At 65.8% G+C, this 23,184-nt stretch carries 22 protein-coding genes; 7 read left to right on the forward strand and 15 right to left on the reverse strand.

All coding sequences use genetic code 11. The features are described 5' to 3' along the window. The first annotated feature begins 86 nt into the window (after nt 1-86). Nucleotides 87-2,480, forward strand: a complete 2,394-nt coding sequence (locus ACVWWQ_RS16620; protein WP_133952152.1) for a GH92 family glycosyl hydrolase — start codon at nt 87-89, stop codon at nt 2,478-2,480. A gap of 22 nt (nt 2,481-2,502) precedes the next feature. Here the strand turns inward: ACVWWQ_RS16620 and ACVWWQ_RS16625 are convergent, their stop codons facing one another. Then, entirely contained in the window at nt 2,503-2,748 is a 246-nt protein-coding gene (locus ACVWWQ_RS16625; protein ID WP_099654709.1) for a hypothetical protein, read from the reverse strand. 261 nt (nt 2,749-3,009) lie between these two features. Continuing rightward, nucleotides 3,010-4,647, reverse strand: a complete 1,638-nt coding sequence (locus tag ACVWWQ_RS16630; RefSeq protein ID WP_457383483.1) for a L,D-transpeptidase family protein — start codon at nt 4,645-4,647, stop codon at nt 3,010-3,012. 238 nt (nt 4,648-4,885) lie between these two features. Between ACVWWQ_RS16630 and ACVWWQ_RS16635 the strand changes: the two genes are divergently transcribed. Both ACVWWQ_RS16635 and ACVWWQ_RS16640 read left to right on the forward strand, forming a co-directional pair. Continuing rightward, complete coding sequence (locus tag ACVWWQ_RS16635; RefSeq protein WP_133952148.1) at nt 4,886-5,587, forward strand: murein L,D-transpeptidase catalytic domain family protein; 702 nt, start codon at nt 4,886-4,888, stop codon at nt 5,585-5,587. Nucleotides 5,588-5,653: 66 nt separating this feature from the next. Then, on the forward strand, nt 5,654-6,481 hold the full coding sequence (locus ACVWWQ_RS16640) for an META and DUF4377 domain-containing protein (RefSeq protein ID WP_133952145.1): 828 nt from the start codon (nt 5,654-5,656) through the stop codon (nt 6,479-6,481). A 160-nt stretch (nt 6,482-6,641) separates the two neighbouring features. Here the strand turns inward: ACVWWQ_RS16640 and ACVWWQ_RS16645 are convergent, their stop codons facing one another. The 5 genes from ACVWWQ_RS16645 to ACVWWQ_RS16665 all read right to left on the reverse strand — a co-directional run bounded on the left by ACVWWQ_RS16645 (nt 6,642) and on the right by ACVWWQ_RS16665 (nt 10,515). Next, nucleotides 6,642-7,022 (reverse strand): hypothetical protein, encoded by a 381-nt coding sequence (locus ACVWWQ_RS16645; RefSeq protein WP_133952143.1) that lies wholly within the window; start codon nt 7,020-7,022, stop codon nt 6,642-6,644. Next, complete coding sequence (locus ACVWWQ_RS16650) at nt 7,019-7,381, reverse strand: hypothetical protein (protein ID WP_133952141.1); 363 nt, start codon at nt 7,379-7,381, stop codon at nt 7,019-7,021. Before ACVWWQ_RS16650 ends, ACVWWQ_RS16645 begins: the two co-directional genes overlap by 4 nt. Nucleotides 7,382-7,461: 80 nt before the next feature. Continuing rightward, nucleotides 7,462-7,875, reverse strand: a complete 414-nt coding sequence (locus ACVWWQ_RS16655; protein WP_457383484.1) for a YbaN family protein — start codon at nt 7,873-7,875, stop codon at nt 7,462-7,464. Between the two features lie 128 nt (nt 7,876-8,003). Continuing rightward, a complete protein-coding gene (locus ACVWWQ_RS16660) occupies nt 8,004-10,196 on the reverse strand; it encodes a M3 family metallopeptidase (protein WP_133952139.1) in 2,193 nt (730 codons plus the stop codon). A 139-nt stretch (nt 10,197-10,335) separates the two neighbouring features. Then, the gene (locus tag ACVWWQ_RS16665; RefSeq protein ID WP_133952137.1) at nt 10,336-10,515 is read right to left on the reverse strand and encodes a hypothetical protein; all 180 of its coding nucleotides are present in this window, start codon (nt 10,513-10,515) and stop codon (nt 10,336-10,338) included. Nucleotides 10,516-10,760: 245 nt separating this feature from the next. Here ACVWWQ_RS16665 and ACVWWQ_RS16670 point away from each other — a divergent pair, with 245 nt between their 5' ends. Next, entirely contained in the window at nt 10,761-11,183 is a 423-nt protein-coding gene (locus tag ACVWWQ_RS16670; protein WP_457383485.1) for a DUF4087 domain-containing protein, read from the forward strand. A gap of 9 nt (nt 11,184-11,192) precedes the next feature. Here ACVWWQ_RS16670 and ACVWWQ_RS16675 read toward each other — a convergent pair whose 3' ends face one another. From ACVWWQ_RS16675 to ACVWWQ_RS16690, 4 genes are all read right to left on the reverse strand, one after another. Further along, the gene (locus tag ACVWWQ_RS16675) at nt 11,193-12,131 is read right to left on the reverse strand and encodes a M14 family metallopeptidase (RefSeq protein WP_133952135.1); all 939 of its coding nucleotides are present in this window, start codon (nt 12,129-12,131) and stop codon (nt 11,193-11,195) included. A gap of 66 nt (nt 12,132-12,197) precedes the next feature. Next, complete coding sequence (locus tag ACVWWQ_RS16680) at nt 12,198-12,581, reverse strand: ASCH domain-containing protein (RefSeq protein WP_133952133.1); 384 nt, start codon at nt 12,579-12,581, stop codon at nt 12,198-12,200. Nucleotides 12,582-12,620: 39 nt separating this feature from the next. Beyond that, entirely contained in the window at nt 12,621-13,130 is a 510-nt protein-coding gene (locus tag ACVWWQ_RS16685) for a DUF3016 domain-containing protein (RefSeq protein WP_099654698.1), read from the reverse strand. Between the two features lie 109 nt (nt 13,131-13,239). Beyond that, nucleotides 13,240-15,012 carry a diguanylate cyclase gene (locus tag ACVWWQ_RS16690; RefSeq protein WP_133952131.1) on the reverse strand — a complete coding sequence of 591 codons (1,773 nt, stop codon included), beginning with the start codon at nt 15,010-15,012 and terminating at the stop codon, nt 13,240-13,242. 272 nt (nt 15,013-15,284) lie between these two features. Here ACVWWQ_RS16690 and ACVWWQ_RS16695 point away from each other — a divergent pair, with 272 nt between their 5' ends. Continuing rightward, nucleotides 15,285-15,725 (forward strand): CHRD domain-containing protein, encoded by a 441-nt coding sequence (locus tag ACVWWQ_RS16695; RefSeq protein ID WP_133952129.1) that lies wholly within the window; start codon nt 15,285-15,287, stop codon nt 15,723-15,725. Between the two features lie 66 nt (nt 15,726-15,791). Here ACVWWQ_RS16695 and ACVWWQ_RS16700 read toward each other — a convergent pair whose 3' ends face one another. The 3 genes from ACVWWQ_RS16700 to ACVWWQ_RS16710 all read right to left on the reverse strand — a co-directional run bounded on the left by ACVWWQ_RS16700 (nt 15,792) and on the right by ACVWWQ_RS16710 (nt 18,878). Beyond that, entirely contained in the window at nt 15,792-16,847 is a 1,056-nt protein-coding gene (locus ACVWWQ_RS16700) for a hypothetical protein (protein ID WP_457383486.1), read from the reverse strand. Between the two features lie 79 nt (nt 16,848-16,926). Further along, nucleotides 16,927-18,144, reverse strand: a complete 1,218-nt coding sequence (locus ACVWWQ_RS16705) for an erythromycin esterase family protein (RefSeq protein WP_133952127.1) — start codon at nt 18,142-18,144, stop codon at nt 16,927-16,929. Nucleotides 18,145-18,221: 77 nt separating this feature from the next. Next, nucleotides 18,222-18,878 carry a thiopurine S-methyltransferase gene (locus tag ACVWWQ_RS16710; RefSeq protein WP_133952125.1) on the reverse strand — a complete coding sequence of 219 codons (657 nt, stop codon included), beginning with the start codon at nt 18,876-18,878 and terminating at the stop codon, nt 18,222-18,224. A gap of 133 nt (nt 18,879-19,011) precedes the next feature. Between ACVWWQ_RS16710 and ACVWWQ_RS16715 the strand changes: the two genes are divergently transcribed. Beyond that, nucleotides 19,012-20,406, forward strand: a complete 1,395-nt coding sequence (locus ACVWWQ_RS16715) for an Hsp70 family protein (protein ID WP_133952124.1) — start codon at nt 19,012-19,014, stop codon at nt 20,404-20,406. 231 nt (nt 20,407-20,637) lie between these two features. Further along, on the forward strand, nt 20,638-22,623 hold the full coding sequence (locus tag ACVWWQ_RS16720; RefSeq protein ID WP_457383493.1) for a catalase: 1,986 nt from the start codon (nt 20,638-20,640) through the stop codon (nt 22,621-22,623). A gap of 246 nt (nt 22,624-22,869) precedes the next feature. Here the strand turns inward: ACVWWQ_RS16720 and ACVWWQ_RS16725 are convergent, their stop codons facing one another. Further along, a complete protein-coding gene (locus ACVWWQ_RS16725; protein ID WP_133952122.1) occupies nt 22,870-23,091 on the reverse strand; it encodes a TonB-dependent receptor in 222 nt (73 codons plus the stop codon). Nucleotides 23,092-23,184 lie beyond the last annotated feature (93 nt).

Consider the following 23,184-nt stretch of genomic DNA (forward strand, 5'->3'; position numbering starts at 1 on the left):
CGGTACCGCTTTCGCCCAAACCGTCATGCATCACCCCTCAACTAACCGGCCATTCCTTCCGTGGATGCCCCGACCCTGGAGCAGGCATGTCAACTTCGATCCGTCGCGTGGCGCTCTGCGCACTGCTTTCCTTCCCGCTGGTCTGCGCCGCGACTGACTCACCGTCGGACACGCGGTCACCGGCTGCTGCCGTCAATCCGCTGATCGGCAGCAGTCATGGCGGCAACACCTTCCCCGGTGCCGTGCTGCCGTTCGGCATGCTGCAATGGAGCCCGGAAAACACGCGGGGCAAGCACGTACGGACCGCGGCGCCAGGCGGCTATCTTTACCAGGCCACACGCATTCGCGGTTTCAGCCTGACCCATCTTTCCGGCACGGGCTGCGCCGGTGCCAGTGGCGATGTGCCGTTCATGCCCGTCACCACGGAAATCGCCAGCTCGCCCTCCGCCGACGGGGATGACAGTCGCTACGCGAGCGATTTCCGTCACGCGGATGAGCATGCCGAAGCCGGCTACTACCAGGTCAAACTGGCCAACGGCACGAACGTCGAACTTGGCGCGGCAATGCGCAGCGGCGTCGCACGGTTCGACTTTCCGGCAGGCAAGCGCGCGAACCTGCTGATCCGCACCTCCGACTCCGAAGTCGGCAGCAGCGCGGCGACAGTGCAGGTGGATCGCACGCAGCGCACCGTCAGCGGCTCCGTCACCAGCGGCAATTTCTGCGGCTACCTGTCCGAAGCCGATCAGCGCAGCTACTACACGCTCTATTTTGTCGCCGAGTTCGACCAGCCTTTCATCCGGACGGGCAGCTGGACGGATGATCAGGTGCGGCCCGGCAGCATCACGGCCCATGGTGGCACCAGCTACGCGGCAAAAGGTTTCCCGTCGCCGGGCAAAGGTTCCGGTGCATGGGTCGGTTTCAAACCGGGCAGCAAGGTGCAGGTGCGCGTGGGCATTTCCTACGTCAGCCTCGACAACGCGAAGGCCAATCTCCGTGCCGAGATCCACCCGGGCACCACGCTGGCACAGGTGCGGCAGCGCGCTCACGCCAGCTGGGACAAGGCACTGGGCGGCATCACCATCAGCGGTGGCAGCAGCGATCAGCGCACCACGTTCTATTCCGCGCTGTACCACGTGATGATGCATCCGAACGTCTACAGCGACGTCAACGGCGAGTACCGGGGATTCGACCAGCAGACGCACCGCGTCAGCGGCGAGCAAAAGGCGCAATACGCCAATTTTTCCGGTTGGGACATCTACCGCTCGCACCTGCAGCTGGTCACCTGGTTGCAACCGGAGGTTGGCAGCGACATCGCGCAGTCGCTGTACAACCAGGCCCGGCAGAACCAGGGCGAGTGGGATCGCTGGACCCACAACTCCGGCGGCACCCATGTCATGAGTGGTGACCCGGCCGTCCCGGCGCTGGCCGGCATCGTCGCGTTCGGTGGCCAGCGCTTCGATCTGCACGGCGCCTACCAATCGCTGCGCACCGCGGCGACCGTCGTCACCGCGCATGATCTCAGCGATGCCGGCTGCAACGTGGAATGCGTGGGCCAGCGGCCCTCGCTCGATCAATGGCTGAAGCTGCACTACATCGCCAGCCAGTCGCACGCCTGGGGCGGTGCGGGCGAAACGCTGGAGGCCGCCAGCGCCGACTTTGCGCTGTCCGAACTGGCCCGCCGGGTCGGCGATCACGCCGGCCAGCACCAATTCCTGACCCGCGCCGGCTATTGGCGCAACCTGTTCAACCCAGCCGCCACCCCGCACGGCGGCTATATCCAGAACCGCAACAGCGACGGAAGCTGGCCCGCCTTCACACCGGCCACCGACGAGGGCTTCGTCGAGGGCAGCGCCGCCGTCTACCTGTGGATGGTGCCGTTCGACGTCCACGGTCTGTTCGACGCACTGGGCGGGCGCGAGCAGGCCACCGCGCGACTGGACGCGTTCTTCCATGACCCGAATGGCCAGTGGACCCTGACCGGCGCCGGCCCGCTGCACGCCGAACTCGACAACGAACCGTCCGTCGGCACGCCGTGGCTTTACGACTATGCCGGCCAGCCGTGGAAAACCCAGAAGGCCGTGCGCATCGTGCTCGATACCCTGTGGAAGAACGCACCTGACGGGATACCCGGCAACGACGACCTGGGCGAGATGTCATCGTGGTACGTCTGGGCGGCACTGGGTCTGTATCCGGAAATCCCCGGTCGCGCCGAACTGTTGCTTGGCAGCCCGCTGTTCCCGCATGCCGTGGTGCGCGGCTCCGGCGGCGACCTGGTGATCGATGCCCCCGGCGCCGACGCGGAACGCCTGTACGTGCACGCTCTGGCACTGGATGGCCAACCGCACACCAAACCCTGGCTGCCGGCGTCGGTGGTCGAGCACGGCGGCCATCTTCAGTTCAAGCTGCAGGCGCAGCCGGACCACTCGTGGGGCAGCGCGGTCGACGACGCCCCGCCATCGTTCCCGCCACCGCACGACTGAGCGAACGCCGGACGAATCCGGCTCAGGAGCAACTGCCGCAGCAGGTACTGCCCCCGCTGACGTGGATCTGCCGGGGTTCGGACACGCGGAGGGCCTGGTAACCACCCTCCTGCAGCGCCGTGATGATCTGGCCGGAGGTCAGTTGGGCCGCGACATCGATCTGTCCGGTGGTGGCATCCCCAATGACTTTCGCATTGGCGTCATGGGCACGCAGGATGGCGGCAATCGCGGCGGTATCGCCGGCAAGATTCTTCACTTCGAACAGCATCGGCACAGTCTCCAGGACCAGGGGCGGGACATCCGCTGGCGAGGATGATGACGGCTTGCCGGAGACGCCGCCCTGATCCGGATCAGGACCCCGAACCGATCGCCGTGATGGCGTGGCCTTGCGTCGCGCGTTCTGAGACACCCGACGGGCAAACTGCGCGGGTCATGGCGAAGACCTTCGTCCACGGCGCCCGATGCACTTGGCAGTGGTCGGTTCAAACCTTTGCCGCGCCCGGGACATCCCTGGCGCGGCTTTTTTTGGTCAGCGCCGGGCCGAGCCAGGCAGCGTCGCCGCCACGGGCAGCCACGCCGAGGCGCGCCTCCGCTGCAGGGCAGCCAGCAGCGGCGGATCGCGCTGGTAGATGTCGGGACGGAAGCTGACGCGGCCATCCTCGCGCAGGTCCACCGTCCAGTAGGCAAGCAGCAGCGGCACCGGCGTGCGCAACATCACCGACTGCGTCTTCAGCGTGTCGATCGCCCGATCGATGTCCGTGCGATTCCAGCGCTGCGGATCATTCAGCAGCAACTCGGCCAGTTCACGCGGCTTTTCCACGCGGATGCATCCCGAACTGGTCGAGCGCTGTTCGCTGGCAAACAGTTCCTGGTGAGGCGTGTCGTGCAGGTACACCGCGTAGTCGTTCGGAAAGCGGATCACCAACCGTCCCAGCGAATTGCCCGGGCCGGCATCCTGGCGCAGCACGATGCCGCGCGGGTTGGCCCAGTTCACGCTGGCCGGTGACAGCGCGCGCCCCTGACTGTCCAGCACGCGGATGCGGTTGGCCGCGAGATAGCCGAGGTTCTTTCGAATCTTCGGCAGCATGTCGTTCTTCAGGATGGTCGGTGGCACCGTCCATGTCGGGTTGAGCGTGAGATAGGTGATCTTCGACTTGAACACCGGCGTGCTGCGATACGGCTTGCCCACCTGCACGCGCGAGCGCCACACCGGCTTGCCGTCCTTGTAGTAGATGACCTGGTACCCGGCGATGTCGACGACCACGAACTCGCCCTGCACTTGATGCAGCAACCAGCGGGCTCGCTCAAGATTCACCCGCAGTTGCCCGATGCGTGCGGTGACCGGCTCGTTCAGCGCGGCGAGGGTCGCCCTGCCCAGGTGGCCGTCCGGCGTCAGGTATTGTTCGCGCTGGAACTGCTTCAGCCCGAGCGCCAGCGCCGGGTCGTAGAGGTCGCCCGTGCCTTCGCCCACCGGATAACCAGCCAGTTGCAAGCGCTGGCGCAGCATCGCCACCCGTGGATCGTGATCGCCCGGCTTCAACGTGGCGCCATCGGCGACCACCAGCCAGCCTCCGCGCGTCGCGACCGCACGCAAGTTTGCCAGCGCCGCACGCAGCTTGGCGTACTGCGGATGCTGCGGACGTGCACGCGCGAACAATGCCGTGATGTTGCCCTGCGCCAGCGCGTCGCGAACTGCCTGGAGTCCGCGCGCCTCATCGAGCTGGCGCGGATCGAAGTTCCAGTGGGTGTCCAGCGTGGCCGGATCGACCTTGCCGCGATACAGATGCATCAGCGCGGCAAGACAGGCGTCGGTGGCCAGCAGGTCAAACTGCGCCCGTTGTTGCGGCGAAGCTTGCGGGTCGCCCACCACGCTGCGCCGTTGCTGCAGTTCGCTCAGCGCGTAGTCTTCCGGGTCAAGTCCGTCGTCGGCCACATCGCCCAGCGCAGCGAGCAACTGGTCGACGTCGGCTGCGTGCGTCCACGCCGGCGCAAACCGGTTCTGTTCGTAGAACGTCGCCACCACCGCACCGGGAGAGCTCGCGGCCGGCCCCTCCGCGTGCGCGGTTCGCCACTGTTCGACCTGCTCGCGAATCTGTTCTGCCACCGGATCCAGCGGCTGTTCCGCTGCAAGTGGCAGCGCCGATGCCGCCGCCCCGCTTTGTGGCATGCCGGGCTCGCGCGCCTGCGCGAGTGCTCCCGTCAACAAAACCAAAGCTGCAATCCAGCGAACCACCGGAGAGGGTCTGAATGACACGGCAACATCCTGTGCAGAGATGATTCCTCTCATAACACAGCCGCTTGCCGGTGCAAGCGCGGCGCGGCGTCCGGCCGCAGCGTACGCGCTCTTAACCGGGGGCTGATAGCATCGACGGCCGTTCCCGACCTGAGCCCCGCCCGCCGTCCTGATGAGCCGACTCCTGCGCCACATCGTCATTCTGACCCTGCTGCTCGCCGGTGGCTTCGGTGTCGCCCACGCTGGCGAGACCTCGCTGCAGGCGGCGCTGAGCAAACTCGCGCCCGCGGCGAACCCCAAGGTGATCGGCCTGGCACTGGCCGCCACCGAATGCGCCACCGCGCAAGGCCAGCCACCATCCGACCGGCTGGCGGTGATCGATTATTCGAAACCCTCCAGCGAACCACGTTTGTGGGTATTCGACCTGAGCACCCGCACCCTGCTCTACAAGGAGCTGGTGGCCCATGGCCGCAACACCGGCAACAACATGGCGACGAAATTCTCCAACACGGTGGAGAGCCTGCAATCGAGCCTGGGCTTGTTCCGCACGCTGGGCACCTACTCCGGGCACAACGGCTACTCGCTGCGCATGGAAGGGCTGGAACCGGGCACCAACGACAACGCGCTGGAGCGCGCGCTGGTGATCCACGGCGCGGCCTACGTCAATCCCGCGCTTGCCCGCACCCAGGGGCGCATCGGCCGCAGCTACGGCTGTCCCGCCGTGCGCACCGCGATCGCGCGGCCACTGATCAATGCGCTCAAGGATGGCCAGTACGTGTTCTCGTACTTCCCCGATTCACACTGGTTGAAAACCTCGCCTTACCTCAAGTGCACCAGCGCGCGTGCCATGACGGCGAGCCTCAACGTCCACTGATTCGCGACCACGGCGGCACGATGCCGCCGCGTCACCCCGCCAGCCCGCCCAACCCTGGAGGCGTTCATGAAAATTCCGCTTTGGCTGCCGTTGCTGCCTTTCGCCCTCGTCGCCTGCAGTCCTTCTCAGGCGCCCACGTCAGCCGCCGCATCCACGCCGGCGGCCGCGACAGCGCGCGGCGCGACCGACTTGCCGACGCTGGGCAGCCATCACTGGCAATTGCATGATGCGGTGGATGGCAAGAACCAGCGCCTCGACGGCCTGTTCAACCCTTCCACCAAACCGCTGCAGCTCGACTTCACCGACCACCGCGTCAGCGTCAGCAACGCCTGCAACGGCATCGGAGGGGACTACAAGATCCTTGAGGGCCATCTGGTCGCCGGGCCGCTGGTACAGACCATGATGGCCTGCGCCGAGCCGACCTTGATGCAACGCGAAAGCACGATCAAGCACGTGCTGCAGGCCAAGCCCGCACTGATCGCCTCCACTGCCGACGGCAAGCCCCTGCTCACCCTGTCCGCGGCAGACGGCACGACGCTCACCTTTACCGGGCAGCCCACCGCCCAGACACGTTTTGGTGGCCCCGGCACCATCGAATTCCTGGAAGTCGCCAGCGAACCGGCCGATTGCCATCATCCCCTGCAACCGGCCGCAAGCTGCCTCAAGGTGCGCCAGCTGCACTATGACGCCCAGGGCCTGCGCACGGGCGAAGCGGGTGCCTGGGAAACCCTGGCGCAGCCGATCGAGGGCTATGAACACCAGCCCGGCGTGCGCAACGTGCTGCGGGTAAAGCGCTACACCGTGGCCAATCCGCCCGCCGACGCTTCATCCGTTGCCTACGTGCTGGACATGGTGGTGGAAAGCGAAAATCTGCCGTCGGGCGCAGCGAAATAATTGTCGTCACGGTGGCGCACTTCGCCACCGTTGAATGCGCTGTCCGGGTCGCCAGGCAGATTCGGGCGCAACAGCGCCGGGCCGCCGCGGCGGGTCCCGCACAGCACAACTCGATCTCGCTGCCTTCCGCGCGGGCGACACGCACGGTTGATGATTCGGCTCAGCGCGTGGCGCCAAGCAGGCCCACGTGATAGCCGGCCGCACGCAATTTGCTGGTCGCCTTCGCGTTCAGCACCAGCAGCACGATCAGGCTCACCAGCGGCACCAGCATCAGCACCATCAGGATGACCCGGCTCACCATCGAGAAGCCCATGCCGGTGCACAGCCGGAACGTGCCGACCAGTGCGGTGCAGACCACCGCCACCAGCAGCAGGCCGGCGGCCGGGCCGAGCAATGCCCGCAACGCGACGGCCGCGAAATAGCCAAGGATCGCGTAGATGATCAGCTTCTGCGCGCTGGCCACCTGCTCGATGCCGCTGTCGCGCACGATCGGTTCGGCGACATCGGCCTGCGGTGCCTGATACGGATTCTGCATGGTCATTCGAACTCCCCCTGTGGAACGGCTGAAGTCGCGCCTTGCGCCAGCGTGTCGAGCATTTTGATCCGCTGTTTCAGGCGCAACGCGTAGATGAAATATGCCGCGCCGGCGAGCACCGGCGCGGCTTGCCACCACCATGACCATGCAGCACCGCCATGGTCATGCCAATAAACCAGCATGCCCGTGCTCAACGCGCAGCTGCCGGGCAACACCCAGATGGCCAGAGTCAGGATCCTGGAATGCACGCCGGCGAGCTTGTCGATGCCGTCCATGCTGCAGGCCGAAACCACCACCAGCATGAACAGCAATCCGCCCAGCATCAGCTGGCCGAAGATCGCAGCGATGAGCCACCCCAGTGTCATGCCCGCCCCTCGCATCCGTTCCTGCCCTGACCGAAGTATGCACCAGCACACGTCGGGCCGAACCGAAACCGTGCCGGTGCTCAGTCCGCTCCGCCGCGCGACTCCGGCAGTCGCGCGATGACCAGCCACAGCAGCACCATCAGGCCGGCCAACAACCACGGCAACCACGGATGCGCATGCATCCACCATATCGAGGCAAGCATTGACAGCGTGACAACGCCAAGCGCAGTGCGCTTGGTGGCGCGCGACACGCTGCGCTCACGCTCCCAACGTTCGATGGCCGGCCCCAATCGTGGTTGCGCCAGCAGCCAGCGATGCAAGCGCGGTGAGGCGCGCGACCAGCACGCTGCCGTCAGCAACAGGAAGGGCACGGTGGGCAGCAAAGGCAGCACGATGCCGATCAGCCCCAGCAGCAACGACAACGCGCCGGCAGCGATCAGCAGGCCACGCACGACTCGGCTGCGGTGGTCCGGCGTAGTGGAAGTTTCGCTCATCAGGAAAGGAAACAGGGAGGCTGCGAGCGACTCTAGCCGATGCGCGATCCATCGATCGACCCGCAAAAACGAAGGCCGCCGGGATCACTCCGGACGGCCCATGATTCGACCAGCAAAGCGGGTGCGGATCAGTCGACCGCTGCATCCAGCCCGCGACGTTTCAGCAGCGGCTCGATCTGCGGCTCGTGGCCGGCGAAATCGCGGAACAGCTGCAGCGCGTCCTTGCTGCCGCCACGCGACAGCAGGGTGGCGCGGAAGCGGTCGCCGTTGGCGCGGGTCAGCCCGCCGTGGGCCTTGATCCATTCCACCGTGTTCGCATCCAGCACTTCAGACCAGATGTAGGCGTAATAGCCGGCCGCGTAGCCGCCCATGATGTGGCTGAAGTACGGCGTGCGGTAGCGCGGCGGCACCGGCGTGTAGTCGGTGCCGTTGGCCTTCAGCGCGGCCGCTTCGAACGCCATCACGCCGTTCGCCTCGGGGATCCTGTCGGCGCCGACCTGGTGCCAGCTCTGGTCGAGCATCGCCGAACCCAGGTACTCGGTGGTGGCGAAGCCCTGGTTGAACTTCGAGGTGGCCAGCACCTTGTCCAGCAGTTCCTTGGGCATCGACGCGCCGGTCTGGTAGTGCTTGGCATAGTTGGCCAGCACGCTCGGCCAGTCGGACCACATTTCGTTCACCTGCGACGGGAACTCGACGAAGTCACGCGGCACGCTGGTGCCGCTGAAGTACGGATATTCCACGTTGGAGAACATGCCGTGCAGCGCATGGCCGAACTCGTGGAACATCGTGGTGACTTCATCCCAGGTGAGCAGGGTCGGACCGCTGGCCGGCTTGGTGATGTTGAGGTGGTTGGCCACGATCGGCAGGTTGCCGGTGAGGCCGGACTGCTGCACATAGGAGTTCATCCACGCGCCACCGCGCTTGGACGGCCGCGCGTACATGTCGGCCAGGAAGATCGCCAGCTGCTTGCCGTCGGCATCGAACACGTCATAGACCAGTACGTCCGGCTGGTACACCGGCAGGTCGGTGCGCTGCTTGAAACTGAGCCCGTAGAGCTGGCCGGCGGCGTAGAACACGCCGTTCTCCAGCACGTTCTTCATTTCCAGATAGGGCTTCAACTGGCTCTCGTCGAAGTTGTATTTCTCGGCGCGCACCTTCTCGGTGTAATACGCCCAGTCCCACGGCGCCAACTGGAACGTCGGCTCATGCTTCGCGGTCTGCTCCTTGTCGATCATCGCCTGCAGCGCCGCGCCCTCGCGCTCCGCGTTTGCCACCGCCGGCGGCGCCAGCCTGGACAGCATCGCGTTGACCGCTTCGGGCGTCTTCGCCGTTTCGTCAGCCAGCACATAAGCCGCATAGGTCGGGTAGCCGAGCATCCGGGCCTTTTCCGCGCGCAGCTTCAGCACCTGCGACACGATGGCGGTGTTGTCATACGCATTGCCGCGACTGCCGCGCGCCGCCGACGCCTCGAAGATGCGCTGGCGCAACGCGCGATTCTGCAGCTGCGCCAGCGGCGGCTGGCCGGTGGTATTGAGCAGGGCGATAACGTATTTGCCGTCCAGCCCCTTGCTCTTGGCGGCGGCAGCGGCGGCATCGATCTCTTCATCGGTGAGGCCGGCCAGTTCTTCCTTCGTATCGACCGTGACCGCCGAGTCGTTGACTTCGGCCAGCACGTTCTGGCTGAACTTCGTGCCGAGCTTCGCCAGCTCGCCGTTGATCTCTTTCAGGTGCGCCTTGTCGGCGTCGGACAGCTTGGCGCCCGCACGCACGAAATCGGTGTGGTAGCGCTCGATCAGTCGCGCTCCCTCGGCATCCAGGCCGAGCTGGTCGCGACGGTCGTACAGCTGCTGGATGCGTGCGAACAGTTGCGGGTTCAACGCCACGGCGTCGCGGTGCGCCGACAACTTCGGCGCATAGTCGGCCTGGATCGCCTTGCGCGCGTCATTGGTATCGGCGCCGACCAGACTGAAGAACACGGTCGACGTGCGGCTCAGCACCTGGCCGGATTTCTCCAGCGCGATAATGGTGTTGTCGAACGTGGGCGCCTCGGCATTGCCGGCGATCGCGTCGATCTCCTTCAGATGCTCGGCCATGCCGCGGTCGAAGGCCGGACCGAAGTCGCTGTCCTTGATCTTGTCGAACGGCGGATAGTGCAACGGCAGCGGGCTTTCGCTGAAGAATGGATTGCCGGCGTCGGCGGCCACCGCATCGGCGTGCGTCTGCGTGGTGGCGGCTTCGTTCTTGTCACTGCCGGCGTCGCCGCAACCGGCCATGGAGCCTGACAGGGCAATGGCAAAGGCCAGCGCGATGGGATGCTTCATGGGTGTGTCTCGTCGGTGATGGACCCTCGATCCTAATCGAAGGCCGTCGCCCCTACCCATGACTAAAGTGACGGGTGATGCGAGAACACGCTGCAACAGTCTGCCGGATCACTCGCCCGCAGGCGCCATGCCACCGATCTCAGGTGCGCGAGCAGTTCGCTCCTGTCGTCGCCGACGTGCAGGCTGCCGCGGCCGGCGACGCCGAGCCGGCCAGTCGCTCGGCATTCGGCGTGGCGGTCAGCATGGCGCCCAGCACCAGAGTGCACAGCGCGAAGCAGGCCACGAACAGGCTGGCGAGGATCATCGATTCGAATTTCATGGGGGGGCTCCGTTCATCAGGCGAGAGTGCCTTGTGATGTATCCAGAGCAATCGCCGTGCCAAGCTGTGCAAATCGCGCAACCCCTTGTATTTGCAACAACGAGCAGCGCTTCCACGGAACCGTTGAGTTGTCCGCGGACAACGGTCGCCACGTTTCCGGACAGCCACGCGTACGCCCACGCGTCTGGCCGCTCGCACTGTCGACCGCGCTATCCTGCCGGACACCAACTTCAGCGGGAATCGGCATGCCGTGCCCACCGACACCGTGGTTTCGGAAAACCATCGTCACGATGCTGCTCGGCCTTGCGCTGACGCCGGTCGTGGCCGGCGCCACCACGCCGATCGAGTGGCGTTGCGGCTGGTTCGAGAATCCCACCCCGGGCAATGCCACGCTGACCGATCGCGATGGCGAATGGGACATCGGTACCCAGGGCGGACACCAGGCCGACGGTGACTGGCCCGAATTCGCCGACGCGCAGTGGGTCGACACCAACGGTCACCATGGCTATGGCTGCGCGTGCCTGTCCGTGACCACCGACCCGCAGGCGCGCACCGTACTGTCGATCCACAAGGCCATCGCCAGGCCCTTGGCCATCTGCCGCGCCGACCCGCGACTGCACGAACCCGCGCACGAGTCGGACGAGACTGATTCGGGCGCCGCGCGCTGATCCGTCTGATCAGCGCGCCGAGGCTAGGGGATGCGGCGCGAGCACGAAATCGATCGCGGCACACACCGCCGCTGCCTGCGCGGCATTGCACTGCTCGGGCGTGGCGCGCGGGCTGTCCGGATAGACCTCGGTGGTGCTGCGATACGGCGCGTCGGTGATGCCGGCGCACAAGCCCAGATCACGCAATGCGTACTCGATGACCCCTTCGGCCACTACCGGCGAGCCGATGATTTCGCCGCGCTCATCCGCCGGTGCGATATGCGTGACCTTGGCCACCGCTTCGATGATCGCTTGCTGGAACGCCGGCTGCGGATTCGCCGCATCGTCGACCAGATAGAAGCCATCGGGAATCTCGCCCGGCTCGTGCGGCAAGCCGTCGCGCGCCGCGAGGGCGGGGCGGAATTCGGATTCGTCGCTGTCGGTGGTTTCGTGCAGGTCGATGTGCATCAGCACGCGATCGCGCAACGGCGCGATCATGCGCATCAGCGCCGCCGACTCCGGCGCCGGGCTGTCGGCGTGGAACGAACGATTCGGGTCCAGCGCATCAGGATTCCAGCGATGGATGCGCTCGTACGCCCATGGGCTGACGCAAGGCGCAACCACCAGGTTGGCGCGACCGGCGTAGTCCGTCGCATGGCGGTCCAGAAACTGCAGCGCGCCGTGCACGCCGCTGGTCTCGTAACCGTGCACGCCGCCGGTCACCAGCATCGTGGGCAGCGCGTCATTCCAGTCGCGACTGCGGACGACAAACAGCGGATAGCCGGCCGGCGGATAATCCAGTCGCCCGTACTCGGCAACGTCGAAACGTGAGCGCAGCCGATCAATCACGCTGACCACTTCCGCCTCGTAACCGCGCCTTACCGCCAGGCTCTCGCGCCATTGCGCGACTTCGGCGTCGCCCCAGCGAACGCCGGGTGTGCCTATCGGATAGGAAGTCTGGCTGGTCATGACGTTTTTCGCTCCACTGGTGATTCAAAACATCGGCACTTTAACACCGGCCCGGAAAGCGCCTCCTCAACCACGCAGCGAAGCCAGCCTGTCGAGCAATACATCGCTGATCGGCTCCTCATAGAGTTTCCGCCGCGCCGCCACGCGAAACGCCCCGCCGATGGGCCGCACGCGACTGACCTGCCACGCCCACAGATCCGGCACCCACTCGACCCAGCACGCCGCCTTCAACTCGGTCGGCTGCCATGGACGCACCGCCTCGATATCCACCAGCGCCACGGCGACGCCATCGGCATCGACCTCATCCTCGCCATGCAGGAAGACCTTGTTCTCGACGATCAACAGATCACGCAGCGGCCACTCCGGCGGACGCCAGCTGCGTATCTCCAGCGTCTTCTGTCCGCTGGCGATACGGCCGCCGTTCGGCGCAACGATAGACAAGGTGAGCATGCGCGATGACTCGTGTGATGCGTGCGGGTGAAGGCGAGGTCACAGCCCATCGGGCCCCTTGCGCAGCCAGCGATCGATCAATGATTTTTCGTAACGCAAACTGTCCTGATCCGTGGCGCTCACCCGACTGAGGAAGGCCACGTCACGCAACTTGCGACTGCCCGAGCGCAACACCTTGCCGTCGGCGCCGTAGAGGGTGAAGTCCAGATCGATGCGCGGCGGATAGATATCCTTGACGATGCGCACGTTGTTGAAGTTCGGTCCGCGCCACGGTTCGTACTCGCCCGCCCGATCGACGTCAGTCACCACCACATCCAGCCGCTGGCCCGGCGCGAGGATGCGCGCGGCACGCTGGATGAAGTAGGCCTTGAGGGGTTCCAGATACGCATCGTCGTCCGGATGAAAACCGACGCTGCGCGTGGCTTCGGTGAAGTGCGCGGGATGGCTGTAGCGCACGCTGACCGGATTCGATGCCTGCGCCTGTACGGCGAAGGACGCAAGCGCGAGGCAAGCGATGCACCACAGGCGAAACGGCGATGGATGCTTCATGGCAGATCTCCGGATGCAGACGGAACAACGACCGCCACTGGCGCGCAGCACGGCGGCGGCCGGGGGAGATCAGTATACGGCCGGACCGGGGCCAGCCATGCACAGGCGGCTAGTGCTGCCGCGCCTTTCCACGCAAGGCCCGCTTCTCGTACAACTGGCGGTCCGCCTCGGCCAGGCCTTGCTCCAGCGTCACGTTCTGACCGAAGGTCGACCAGCCCATGGTGAAGCCGATGGGTGCGTCCTGCCGGTCGCGTTCGATCCGTGCCACGACGCTCTCGGCCAGCCCATGCTCGGCGTCGCGCAGCAGCACCATGAACTCGTCGCCACCAAGCCGGATGACGGCGTCCGCCGGCCGCACGTGGCGCGACAGGAAGTGCGCCATCGCGACCAGCACTTCATCGCCACGCTGGTGGCCGAAGGTGTCGTTGACCTGCTTGAAGTGATCGAGGTCGATCGCGATGCAGGCATGCAGGCCTTGCGTGGGACGGGCGGACGCGTCGCTGAGAAAGCGGCGGTTGTAACAGCCGGTGAGCGGATCGCGCATCGACATTTCCTGCAGCGCCAGCGCGTGATGGTGGCTTTCGGTGATGTCCTGCGCGTGACCGAGCACATAGGGGTCGTCATCCTCATCGTCCAGCACGTTCTGGTATTGCCATATGCGCAGGGTGCCGTCCTTCGCGACCAACTCCAGCGTGCCCTCGTCGCGATCGACGGCGTACATGCGCAGCAGGTAGGCACGAAAGGCAGCATGGCGCTCCGGTCGCATGAAGTCGGTCAGCGGCCGGCCCAGCAACTCGCCCACGGAATAGCCGAGCGAACGCGCAGCGGCCGGGTTGACCGACAGCAATACACCTTCGTAATCGTGGGTGCAGATCAGGCCGAGGCTGTACTCGAACAATTTGCGGAAACGACGGTCACTGGCTTCCAGCGCGGACACCACCCGCTTGCGAATGCTCACGTCCTGGATCGCGCCAACGAGGCGCCGAGGCTGTCCATCATGGGCACGCTCGACGCTGCCGATCACGTGGACCCAGAGCTTTCGCCCCGCCGCACTTACCTGCTGCAGTTCCAGATCCCAGCCCGCGCCATCGTGCATCGCCTTGCTTATTGCGGCCGTCATCACCGCGCGTGACTCGGGTGCGTAGAAATTCAGCGCCTCCTGCAGCGTGGGCCGATAGCCGGGTGGCAGATCGTGAATGCGGCAGGTTTCGTCGGTCCACAGGAGCTCGTTCGTCTCCAGATTGACCTGCCAGCCGCCGACGCCAGCCAGGTGACCCGTGCGATCAAGAAACGCTTCGCTGGCGCGTAGCTTCAGCTCCAGTTGCCGCGCCTCACCTTCGCGCCGGCGGGCACTTTCCATGTCGCGCTCCAGTGCCGCCGCCCGATCCGATGCAAGCATGCGCAGTTCCAGGGCCTCGGTGGCTGCTTGCGCCAGCGCCTTCAGCACGCTGCGCTGCTGGTCGCTGAGCGTGCGCGGCTTGTGGTCAATCACGCACAACGAGCCCACCCGCAGGCCGCCGGCGAACTCCAGCGGTGCACCTGCGTAGAAGCGGATATGCGGCTCGCCCGTGACCAGGGGATTGTCGGCAAAGCGGGGGTCAACCCGTGCATCGGTGATCTCCAGCACGCCGTCGCCGAGAATCGTGTGTGCGCAAAACGCACTGGAGCGCGGCGTCTCGTTGATGCCCCCCAGACCGACATGCGACTTGAACCACTGCCGTTCCGCATCGACCAGCGTAAGCAACGCGATCGGAACGCCGACCACCAGCGCCGCCGCCCGGGTCAGGGCATCGAACAGGGGGTCGGCATCGGTATCCAGCACGGACAACGCATGGAGCCGAGCCAGTCGTTCGGCTTCAACGGCGGGAACCGGAGCAGACATGCACAATCCTCACTCAATCGTGAGTCGAGTATTCCGCATGGAACTTCAACAGGCCGTGACTCTGCCTGCCAATGAACCGGGCCCACTGGACCGCAAGGCCCGTTTTACGGTTTGGCGTGCTCCTCGTCACCGGATTGGCCGCGTCAACGGCACAGCATCTTGGCGCGGCGTACACAACGCTGCCGTTACTTTGCCAGATGGCCTTGTCGCCACTCCGGCATGCCCGACCCGTCCGGGCTGCCCATGCACTCGACCCATACGAGGATCCGACCATGCATCGTTCACTACGCAAACTCCTGCCGCTCGGCGCCGCCGCGCTGCTCGTCTTCTCCACCGCTGCCGTCGCGAAAAGTGTTTCCCTGAGCGGCAATTTCGCCGGTGAGAACGGCGCCACCAACCAGCCCACCGGCCATGTCGACGCCACGCTGGACACGGTGACCCACCAGCTGAAATACACCATCGACTTCGACGGACTCAGCGGCCCGGTCACCATCGCGCACTTCCATGGCCCGGCCAAACCGGGCGTGGCCGCCGGCGTGATGAAACTCATCCCCGGCCCCTACCAGACCGGCATGACCAACACCGTCACCGTCGACGCGGCAACCCAGTCGGCCATGCTCGACGGCCTGACCTACGTCAACCTGCACACCAAGGCGCACCCGAAAGGCGAAGCCCGGGCGCAGATGCGGGTCAGCGAGTCACCGGGAATGTGAGTGATCCGGGCGGGACGCCGCCGGGCGTGCGTGTCCGGCGATCGCGTTCCGCCCACTGCTGGCGACTCATGAATGCAGCAAGCGCCTGATCCAGGGCCACGCCACGACCAGCACAGTCAGTGCCAGGAAAATCGCCAGCACCCAGCGCTGCTTCTTCAGCTGGCGCCGGTGCCCGGCCGTGATCACCGCCATGTCCATTTCCATCTGCGACATCGCCTGCGCCATCCGCTGCGAATCCGCCAGTGCGGCCTCGACGGCACCCGGCGCCTCCAGTCGCGCGGTGAGTTCCCCGGCCCGGCGCATCGCCTCGTTGTACTCGTCGGACATCTGCGGCTGCCAGTCGTGGTCCTGTCTGGTCGACTGCTTCCACAGCATTCTGGCCATCGCGTAAATTGCACCCGGCGGATCCTTGGCCGAAGGCAATCCCACGGTGACCACACCTTTGGCCAGCGCCCCGAGATGAAATACGGCGAGCAGGCGATCGGTCCAGTGGATGCGGGGAGCCACATGAGCGAACCGCTTCACGCGGAACATCAGGAAGAAGCTCTCGCGGCCGTTGCGCTGAGCCACCGTGCGCAATGCGATGCCCGACACTTCGCGCCAGGGAATGCGCCCGGTCAACGGGGTGACAAAGCCGCCGGCATCCAGCTCCAGCGCTGGCTGGCCCACGCCGGCCAATGCGCGCAGCAGGAGCAGCAGGCCCACGGGAACCAGCAGGGCACCCAGGACCAGCGGAATCACGTCGTGCCGCGCATCGCCGGAGGCCATGCATACGACGCCCATGCCCATGAGGGTCAGCAACAAACCGGCAAGGAGGTAGCGCGCGCCGCCGCGCACCTTCAGTGCCTGCGATGACCCACCCGGCCTGCGCGCAAACTCATCCATGCGCTGCTGGATCGCGGCACGCTTGCGTTGGTCCGCGCGCCGCTCGCGCCGGCGATCACTGACATACGCCAGCGCAACCAACGCCAGCCCCAGCGCCAGCAGCAACAGCGCCATCGGCGGATAGCTGCGCCAACTGGCAACGCCGGCACCCACGGCGATCACGCCGAAAATCACCAGGAAAAGATTGAGCAACTGCAACATCGCGTGACCGGTACCGTTCCATGGCAAGAGCGCCATTGTGGCGAGCCATGTCGTGCGCCGGCAAGCCGCGGCAAGCGAGACCGTGATGGCGTCGACCCGAAAGACGGCGACGCGGTCAGCGCTCCGCCTGCTGCGGTATCGGGCGGCGCACGAAGTCGGGCGGCCGCTCTTCCTTGAGCACCAGCAAGCCATCCAGCATCGTCGACCAGCGCGCGACTACCGGTTTGCCATAGTTGAGCGGGCGGCCGATGAGGCTGCCCAGCGCCTCCAGCTGACGGGCGTCCACGTAACGCAACTGCCCGTGAAAATTCGTGAATACGCGACTTTCCAGCGAGCCGGCCGCAGCGGGCGGCAGCGCACGCGGCGTCATGCCCAGGCGAGCGTAGTGACCGGTCACGGCAGAGAACCCGACCACCGCCGCGCGTTTACCCATTGCCTGGTGGATCCACGCCCCCATCGGCATCGGCGCGGTTGACCCGACCATGCCGGTTTTCACCGCATGCACGGTCGCGGTCCAGATGATGATCTTGGTGTGATCCGGGTGCTGCGCCCGGAACCACTCGACATTCTCGTACATCAGGCGGTCACGCAAACCGCCGCTGGCGTCGTCGGACATATCCAGGTAGCCGGAAAGATTCTTCGCCTCCCACCGGATCTGTGCCGTTGCGTTGCTGGCCGGCAAGGTCGCCAGGGACGCATCGATATCGCCGAGGCAGCCACGCAGTCGTGCGCGGGCGGCATCGTCATACGGCGTGGTCTCGTCGTATTGCCAATCGGTGAGTTGCAACAGCGTGCGCTCGCAGACCTTGCGGCGAGCGGGCGCGAGCGAGGCCGCAAGCTGCGTCGGCAAATGTCGTTGCGCATACCACCCGGTGGCGCCGCCGACCTGCGGATCGAGCCCGAACACCTTGACCCGCCTTGAAACGGCCCGGCGGAAGAGGAAGGCCACCAGCGGATCGATCTCCCGCGTGGTCGACCACAACCCGCCGATCGCATCAGCCAGTTGCGCCGGCGTGGCGGTTTTGCTCGCAAATGAATGATCGAGGTCGAGGAAGTCATACAGCTGGCTTTCGAAAAGCACTGCGTTGAAGCCACACGTGTCGACCAGCCGCTGCACCAGGTCCACCCTCAGCTCAAGCGTCTTGCCGCTGCCATGGCCGGCGTCCTCGCCCAGCAACACCAACTCGCGGGAACACAGATCGCTTACCAGACGCCGGATCTCACCGTGGCCGTCCGTCGGCGGTGCCAACGCCGAGGCCGAAGCGTTGCCACCGACAACGCAAACCAGCAAAGCGAACAAGGCGCGCAGCGCACCGCGATGATTCATGTGCATCGGGAAGAAACTCCTGGACGCGTTTGCCCCAAAACCTGCGAAGGTGCGAAGGCGGCGCGAGTGGTGGCCAGATCGACCTATTTGTGCGACAGCCGGTACACCGCCGTTTGCAGCGCGCTCACCCCTTCGGCGACAAAGCCCGGCTGCTCGGCAAGAATGTCCCGACACTCCAGCGTTGCCACCTCCCAGGCTGGCTCGAACCGCTCGCGCACTTCCATTTCAGGCACCGCGAACGGCGGCCCGACCTTTTCCTGTTGCGGATAGTCCAGCGTGATCAGCAGGCCGCGGCAGCCGACGGGAAGCTGCGCATACAGCTCATCCACGTAGCGTCGGCGCAGCTCCGGCGGCAACGCGATCATGGCCGCGCGGTCGTACACCGCCGCACAACCGGCCAGCGCCTCGGCGTCGAGACCGAACACGTCACCGCAGATCAGCTCGATGTTGCCGGCGCGATGATGACTGCCGTAGCGCGAGTCGAAAATCTCCGGCACCAGTCCGTGTTCGGTGAAGAACTGGTTTACCGCCAGCGGCGACAGTTCCACCCCCAGCACCCGATGACCCCGGGCGGCCAGCCAAAGCAGATCCAGCGACTTGCCCGCCAGCGGCACCAGCACCCGGGTTCCGGCGGCAAGAGCCAGCGTCGACCAGTGCTTCAGCAGCAGCGGAGTCGGCCGGTCCTGATGAAAGCCGGTGCGACCGTCGCGCCAGCGCTGCTGCCAGAAATCGGAGTCCATCAGTTGTTTCCCGAGGCGCGAGACGCGGAGACATGAACGGTAGCAGCTGAACCCGGGAGTCAGGAATGATTTGGATCCCCTCGCGGGCAGCCGTCATACTGCCCGGTTGAGATCAGACCCACTCGTGACTTCCATGCATATCGGTATCGACTTCGGCACCAGCTACTCGGCGGCCGCCGCCATCATCGACGGTGAACTGCAACTGGTCCGCTTCGGCGACACCGAGCAGTTCCGCACCGCGGTGTACTTCCCCGAGCTGGTGCCCGATCCGGCGGACTTCCAGCTGACCGCCGAGCTGCAAGCGCAGTTGGAGATCGAGCTGCGCCTGGCCCGCACCCGCCAGCGCGAAATGGCCGCCGCTGCCGCCGCACGCGGACAGACGCCGGTCGCGCGCAGCGAGGGCGACCTGCAGCGCGACGCGCTGCGCGTGGTACGCCGGCAGTGGATGGAGCAGCAGACCCGCGAGGCCACCGCGTCGGTCGCCAGCTTCCAGCACGCGCTGTTCGGCGAGGAAGCGGTGGAAGGCTACCTGGAGAGTGGCGGCGGCAACCTGATCGAATCGCCCAAGTCGATGTTCGGTTATCGGCTGGACCCGCAGGTGCGCAAGGTGATCGTGCATATCGCCACGCACATCCTCGAACACATCCGCCTCTGCGCCAGCCGCCAGTTCGGCGTGCCGGTGCGCGGCGCGGTGATCGGCCGGCCGGTGGAATTCCGCAGCTCGATGGGTGCCCAAGGCTCCGAACAGGCGATCGAGATCCTGCGCGAAGCGGCCGGTGTGGCCGGCTTCGACGAGGTGAGCTTCCTCGAAGAGCCCGCCGCCGCCGCGATGAACTATCACAAGAGCCTGGAAGCCCGGCAGCACGCGTTGATCGTCGACATCGGCGGCGGCACCACCGACGTGGCGCACGCCGAGCTCGGCGGTGGCGCGGCGCCGCACATCGCGCGCAGCTGGGGCCTGCCCAAGGGCGGCACCGACCTCGACGTGAGCATCAGCCTGCACAGTTTCATGCCGCTGCTGGGCAAGGACAGCATCCGCGTGCCGCAGCATCAGTTCGTCGAGGCGGCCAGCGTGCACAACCTGCCCAAGCAGCGCGAATTTCGCAAACAGAACTATCGCCTGGTGGACGAGCCTTACGGCACGCGCCTGCGCGCGCTGCAGGAACTGGGCGCCACCACCCGGCTCAACCAGGTCGCCGAACGCACCAAGATCGTGCTGAGCTCCGCGCCGCACCATCGTGCCGAACTCGACTTCGTCGAACACGGGCTTGCCGTCGACGCCGGCAGCGACGATCTGGATGCCGCGATCGAATCGTTCCTCGGCCAGCTCGAACGCACCCTGGGCACCGTACGCGCCGACCTGACCGACCTGCCCGCCAGCGTCTTCCTCACCGGCGGCACCTCGCGTTCACCGCAGATCAAGGCCCGCGTGCAGGCCTGCTTTCCGGAGCTGCTGCTGGTGCAAGGTGACCCGTCGTTGGGCGTGGTCTCGGGACTGGCGGTGGCGGCGAGCGAAGTCACCGGGTGATATAGGGCAGGCAACGCCAGCCGTGCACGGCGTGCAGCATGCGCCGGCTGAATCACCGGCACTTCACTACCCTCGGCACAGGCTGGCTCACTCCCCGCACCGGAGTACGCCATGGCTACCCGCAAGAAATCCGCGCCGACATCACGCCCCGACACAGCCGCCCCTGCCGCCAGCGAAACGCGAGGCCATGCCGACGAAGTGCATCAGCTTGCCGGCGGCAAGCATCCGCCGATGACCACCAACCAGGGCGTGCCGATCAGCGACGACCAGAACTCGCTGCGCCCGTCCCCGCGCGGACCGACCCTGCTGGAAGATTTCATCCTGCGCGAAAAGATCACCCACTTTGATCACGAACGCATCCCCGAACGCATCGTGCACGCGCGTGGCTCGGCCGCCCATGGCTACTTTGAACTGACCCGTTCGCTGAAGCAGCACACCACGGCGAAGATCCTCACCGAGGTGGGCAAGAAAACGCCGCTGTTCACGCGCTTTTCCACCGTGGCCGGCGGAGCCGGCTCGATCGATACGCCGCGCGACGCGCGCGGCATCGCGGTGAAGCTGTATACCAGCGAAGGCAACTGGGATCTGGTCGGCATCAACTTCCCGGTGTTTTTCATCCAGGACGCGATGAAGTTTCCGGACCTGGTTCATGCGCTCAAGATGGAACCGGACCGCGGCTATCCGCAGGCCGCCAGCGCGCATGACACCTTCTGGGATTTCATCTCGCTCACGCCCGAATCCATGCATGCCATCACCTGGCTGATGTCCGACCGCGGCATTCCCCGTTCGCTGCGCATGATGGAAGGCTTCATGATCCACAGCTTCCGCCTGCTCGCCGCCGATGGCAGCAGCACGTTCGTGAAATTCCATTGGCGGCCGAAACTCGGCTTGCAGTCCACCGTGTGGGACGAGACCCTCAAGATCACCGGCGCCGATCCGGACTACCACCGCCGCGACCTGTTCGAGTCGATCCAGCGCGGCGCGTTCCCCGAATGGGAGCTGGCCGTACAGCTGTTTTCGCAGGAACAGGCGGACAGCTTTCCGTTTGATCACCTGGATCCCACCAAGCTGATTCCGGAAGAACTGGTACCGCTCACCGTCATCGGCCGCATGGTGCTGGACCGCTGGCCGGACAATTTCTTCGCCGAGACCGAGCAGGTGGCGTTCTGCCCCTCGCACCTGGGGCCGGGCATCGACTTCTCCAACGATCCGCTGCTGCAGGGAAGGCTGTTTTCCTACCTCGACACGCAGCTGTCGCGGCTGGGCACGCCGAACTTCCATCAGCTGCCGATCAATGCGCCGAAATGTCCGTTTGCCAACCTGCAACGCGATGCGCAGATGCAGATGCAGTCGCCCGCCGGCCGGGTCAACTACGAGCCCAACTCCCTGTCTGACGACAGCCCGCGTGAGACGCCACGGGGTTTCCCGCACGCGGCGGAACCGACCGAGCCGGGCAGCAAGGGACGCATTCGTGCCGAGTCGTTCGCCGACCATTACAGCCAAGCGCGCCGTTTCTACCGTTCGCAGACCAAGCCGGAACAGGCGCATATCGCCAACGCGTTCGTGTTCGAATTGTCCAAGGTCGAAACCGTGCATGTGCGCACGGCGATGGTCGGTCACCTGCGTCATGTCGATCAGGATCTGGCCGCCCGGGTCGCCGACGGGCTGGCGCTGTCGCCGATGCCGCCGGCGCCGCCGGCCAGGGTCGCGCCGGTGGATTTGCCGTTGTCACCCGCGCTGCAACTGATCGGCAAGATGAAAGACACCTTGAAAGGCCGGCTGGTCGGCATCCTGATCCATGATGGCTCGGATGCAACCACCATCAAGGCCTTGCGCAAGGCCGTCGAGGCGGCGGGCGCCGCGGTAAAGATCGTCGCGCCCAAAGTCGGCGGCGCGGTGCTTTCCGACGGCAGGAAAATGCCGGCCGATGGCCAGCTCGCCGGCCAGCCCTCGGTGTTCTTCGACGCGGTAGCGGTGGTGCTGAGCGAGGCGGCCGCCAAACAGTTGACCGGCGAGTCCGCCGCCAGGGACTTCGTCAGCGATGCCTTCGTCCACTTGAAAGCCATCGCGGCCGATGCCGGCGCACAGGCACTGCTGAAGGCCGTTGGCGTAAAAAAGGATACGGGCATTGTGGACGCCGCGGACCTCAAGGCCTTCGTCGCCGCTGCCAAGACCCGGCAGTGGGCGCGCGAGCCGAAGGTGCGCATGTTGCCGTGAACGGCGGTCAAGGGAAACCGGGCAGGATGCCGCCCTTCCCGTCCGCCTGATCTGCTGAGGACGCCGGCGCGGTCAGGCCGGCGTCACGCTCTCCGCTCGGTTGCGTCCACGTTGCCTGGCGGCATACAGCGGTGTCGGCCCGATGGAACGAGCGCCCGTCGCAAACCATGCCTCACCCGAGCAGAGAAAATCGCTGCCGCGCAATGCGCCGCCGCCGGCGGTGAATGACCGGCTGCCGCATTCGCCTCAGGTCGCGTTTGTCCAGGTCGATTCGATGCTCGCCTTCACCTGCTCCTTCATGGCCGGCTCGCCGACCTCCTGCATGTCGTGCAGATGACCGTGGCGCACCCCTGCGTAGTCGCCATCGCGGCGGAATGTGGCGCTCCAGAGAATGCGCCCGCCACTTGCGGCCTCGTACTCCCCTTCATAGGTGAAACCGTTCTGTGTCTTGCCAGAAAGCGACGTCATGACAGGAGTCTCCTGGCGGATCGAACCCACAGGTTAGTCCTTTCACGCCGCACCCGCTTCGAAAGGCCCTCGCCACGATGGATGCGCGAAGGA

It is taken from the genome of Rhodanobacter sp. TND4EL1 (assembly GCF_054061035.1).

Bases quoted from the DNA above. Each gene is read 5' to 3' on its own strand.
- ACVWWQ_RS16620 (WP_133952152.1), top strand. From the start codon at position 87: ATGTCAACTTCGATCCGTCGCGTGGCGCTCTGCGCACTGCTTTCCTTC.
- ACVWWQ_RS16625 (WP_099654709.1), bottom strand. From the start codon at position 2,748: ATGCTGTTCGAAGTGAAGAATCTTGCCGGCGATACCGCCGCGATTGCC.
- ACVWWQ_RS16630 (WP_457383483.1), bottom strand. From the start codon at position 4,647: ATGCCACAAAGCGGGGCGGCGGCATCGGCGCTGCCACTTGCAGCGGAA.
- ACVWWQ_RS16635 (WP_133952148.1), top strand. From the start codon at position 4,886: ATGAGCCGACTCCTGCGCCACATCGTCATTCTGACCCTGCTGCTCGCC.
- ACVWWQ_RS16640 (WP_133952145.1), top strand. From the start codon at position 5,654: ATGAAAATTCCGCTTTGGCTGCCGTTGCTGCCTTTCGCCCTCGTCGCC.
- ACVWWQ_RS16645 (WP_133952143.1), bottom strand. From the start codon at position 7,022: ATGACCATGCAGAATCCGTATCAGGCACCGCAGGCCGATGTCGCCGAA.
- ACVWWQ_RS16650 (WP_133952141.1), bottom strand. From the start codon at position 7,381: ATGACACTGGGGTGGCTCATCGCTGCGATCTTCGGCCAGCTGATGCTG.
- ACVWWQ_RS16655 (WP_457383484.1), bottom strand. From the start codon at position 7,875: ATGAGCGAAACTTCCACTACGCCGGACCACCGCAGCCGAGTCGTGCGT.
- ACVWWQ_RS16660 (WP_133952139.1), bottom strand. From the start codon at position 10,196: ATGAAGCATCCCATCGCGCTGGCCTTTGCCATTGCCCTGTCAGGCTCC.
- ACVWWQ_RS16665 (WP_133952137.1), bottom strand. From the start codon at position 10,515: ATGAAATTCGAATCGATGATCCTCGCCAGCCTGTTCGTGGCCTGCTTC.
- ACVWWQ_RS16670 (WP_457383485.1), top strand. From the start codon at position 10,761: ATGCCGTGCCCACCGACACCGTGGTTTCGGAAAACCATCGTCACGATG.
- ACVWWQ_RS16675 (WP_133952135.1), bottom strand. From the start codon at position 12,131: ATGACCAGCCAGACTTCCTATCCGATAGGCACACCCGGCGTTCGCTGG.
- ACVWWQ_RS16680 (WP_133952133.1), bottom strand. From the start codon at position 12,581: ATGCTCACCTTGTCTATCGTTGCGCCGAACGGCGGCCGTATCGCCAGC.
- ACVWWQ_RS16685 (WP_099654698.1), bottom strand. From the start codon at position 13,130: ATGAAGCATCCATCGCCGTTTCGCCTGTGGTGCATCGCTTGCCTCGCG.
- ACVWWQ_RS16690 (WP_133952131.1), bottom strand. From the start codon at position 15,012: ATGTCTGCTCCGGTTCCCGCCGTTGAAGCCGAACGACTGGCTCGGCTC.
- ACVWWQ_RS16695 (WP_133952129.1), top strand. From the start codon at position 15,285: ATGCATCGTTCACTACGCAAACTCCTGCCGCTCGGCGCCGCCGCGCTG.
- ACVWWQ_RS16700 (WP_457383486.1), bottom strand. From the start codon at position 16,847: ATGGCGCTCTTGCCATGGAACGGTACCGGTCACGCGATGTTGCAGTTG.
- ACVWWQ_RS16705 (WP_133952127.1), bottom strand. From the start codon at position 18,144: ATGCACATGAATCATCGCGGTGCGCTGCGCGCCTTGTTCGCTTTGCTG.
- ACVWWQ_RS16710 (WP_133952125.1), bottom strand. From the start codon at position 18,878: ATGGACTCCGATTTCTGGCAGCAGCGCTGGCGCGACGGTCGCACCGGC.
- ACVWWQ_RS16715 (WP_133952124.1), top strand. From the start codon at position 19,012: ATGCATATCGGTATCGACTTCGGCACCAGCTACTCGGCGGCCGCCGCC.
- ACVWWQ_RS16720 (WP_457383493.1), top strand. From the start codon at position 20,638: ATGACCACCAACCAGGGCGTGCCGATCAGCGACGACCAGAACTCGCTG.
- ACVWWQ_RS16725 (WP_133952122.1), bottom strand. From the start codon at position 23,091: ATGACGTCGCTTTCTGGCAAGACACAGAACGGTTTCACCTATGAAGGG.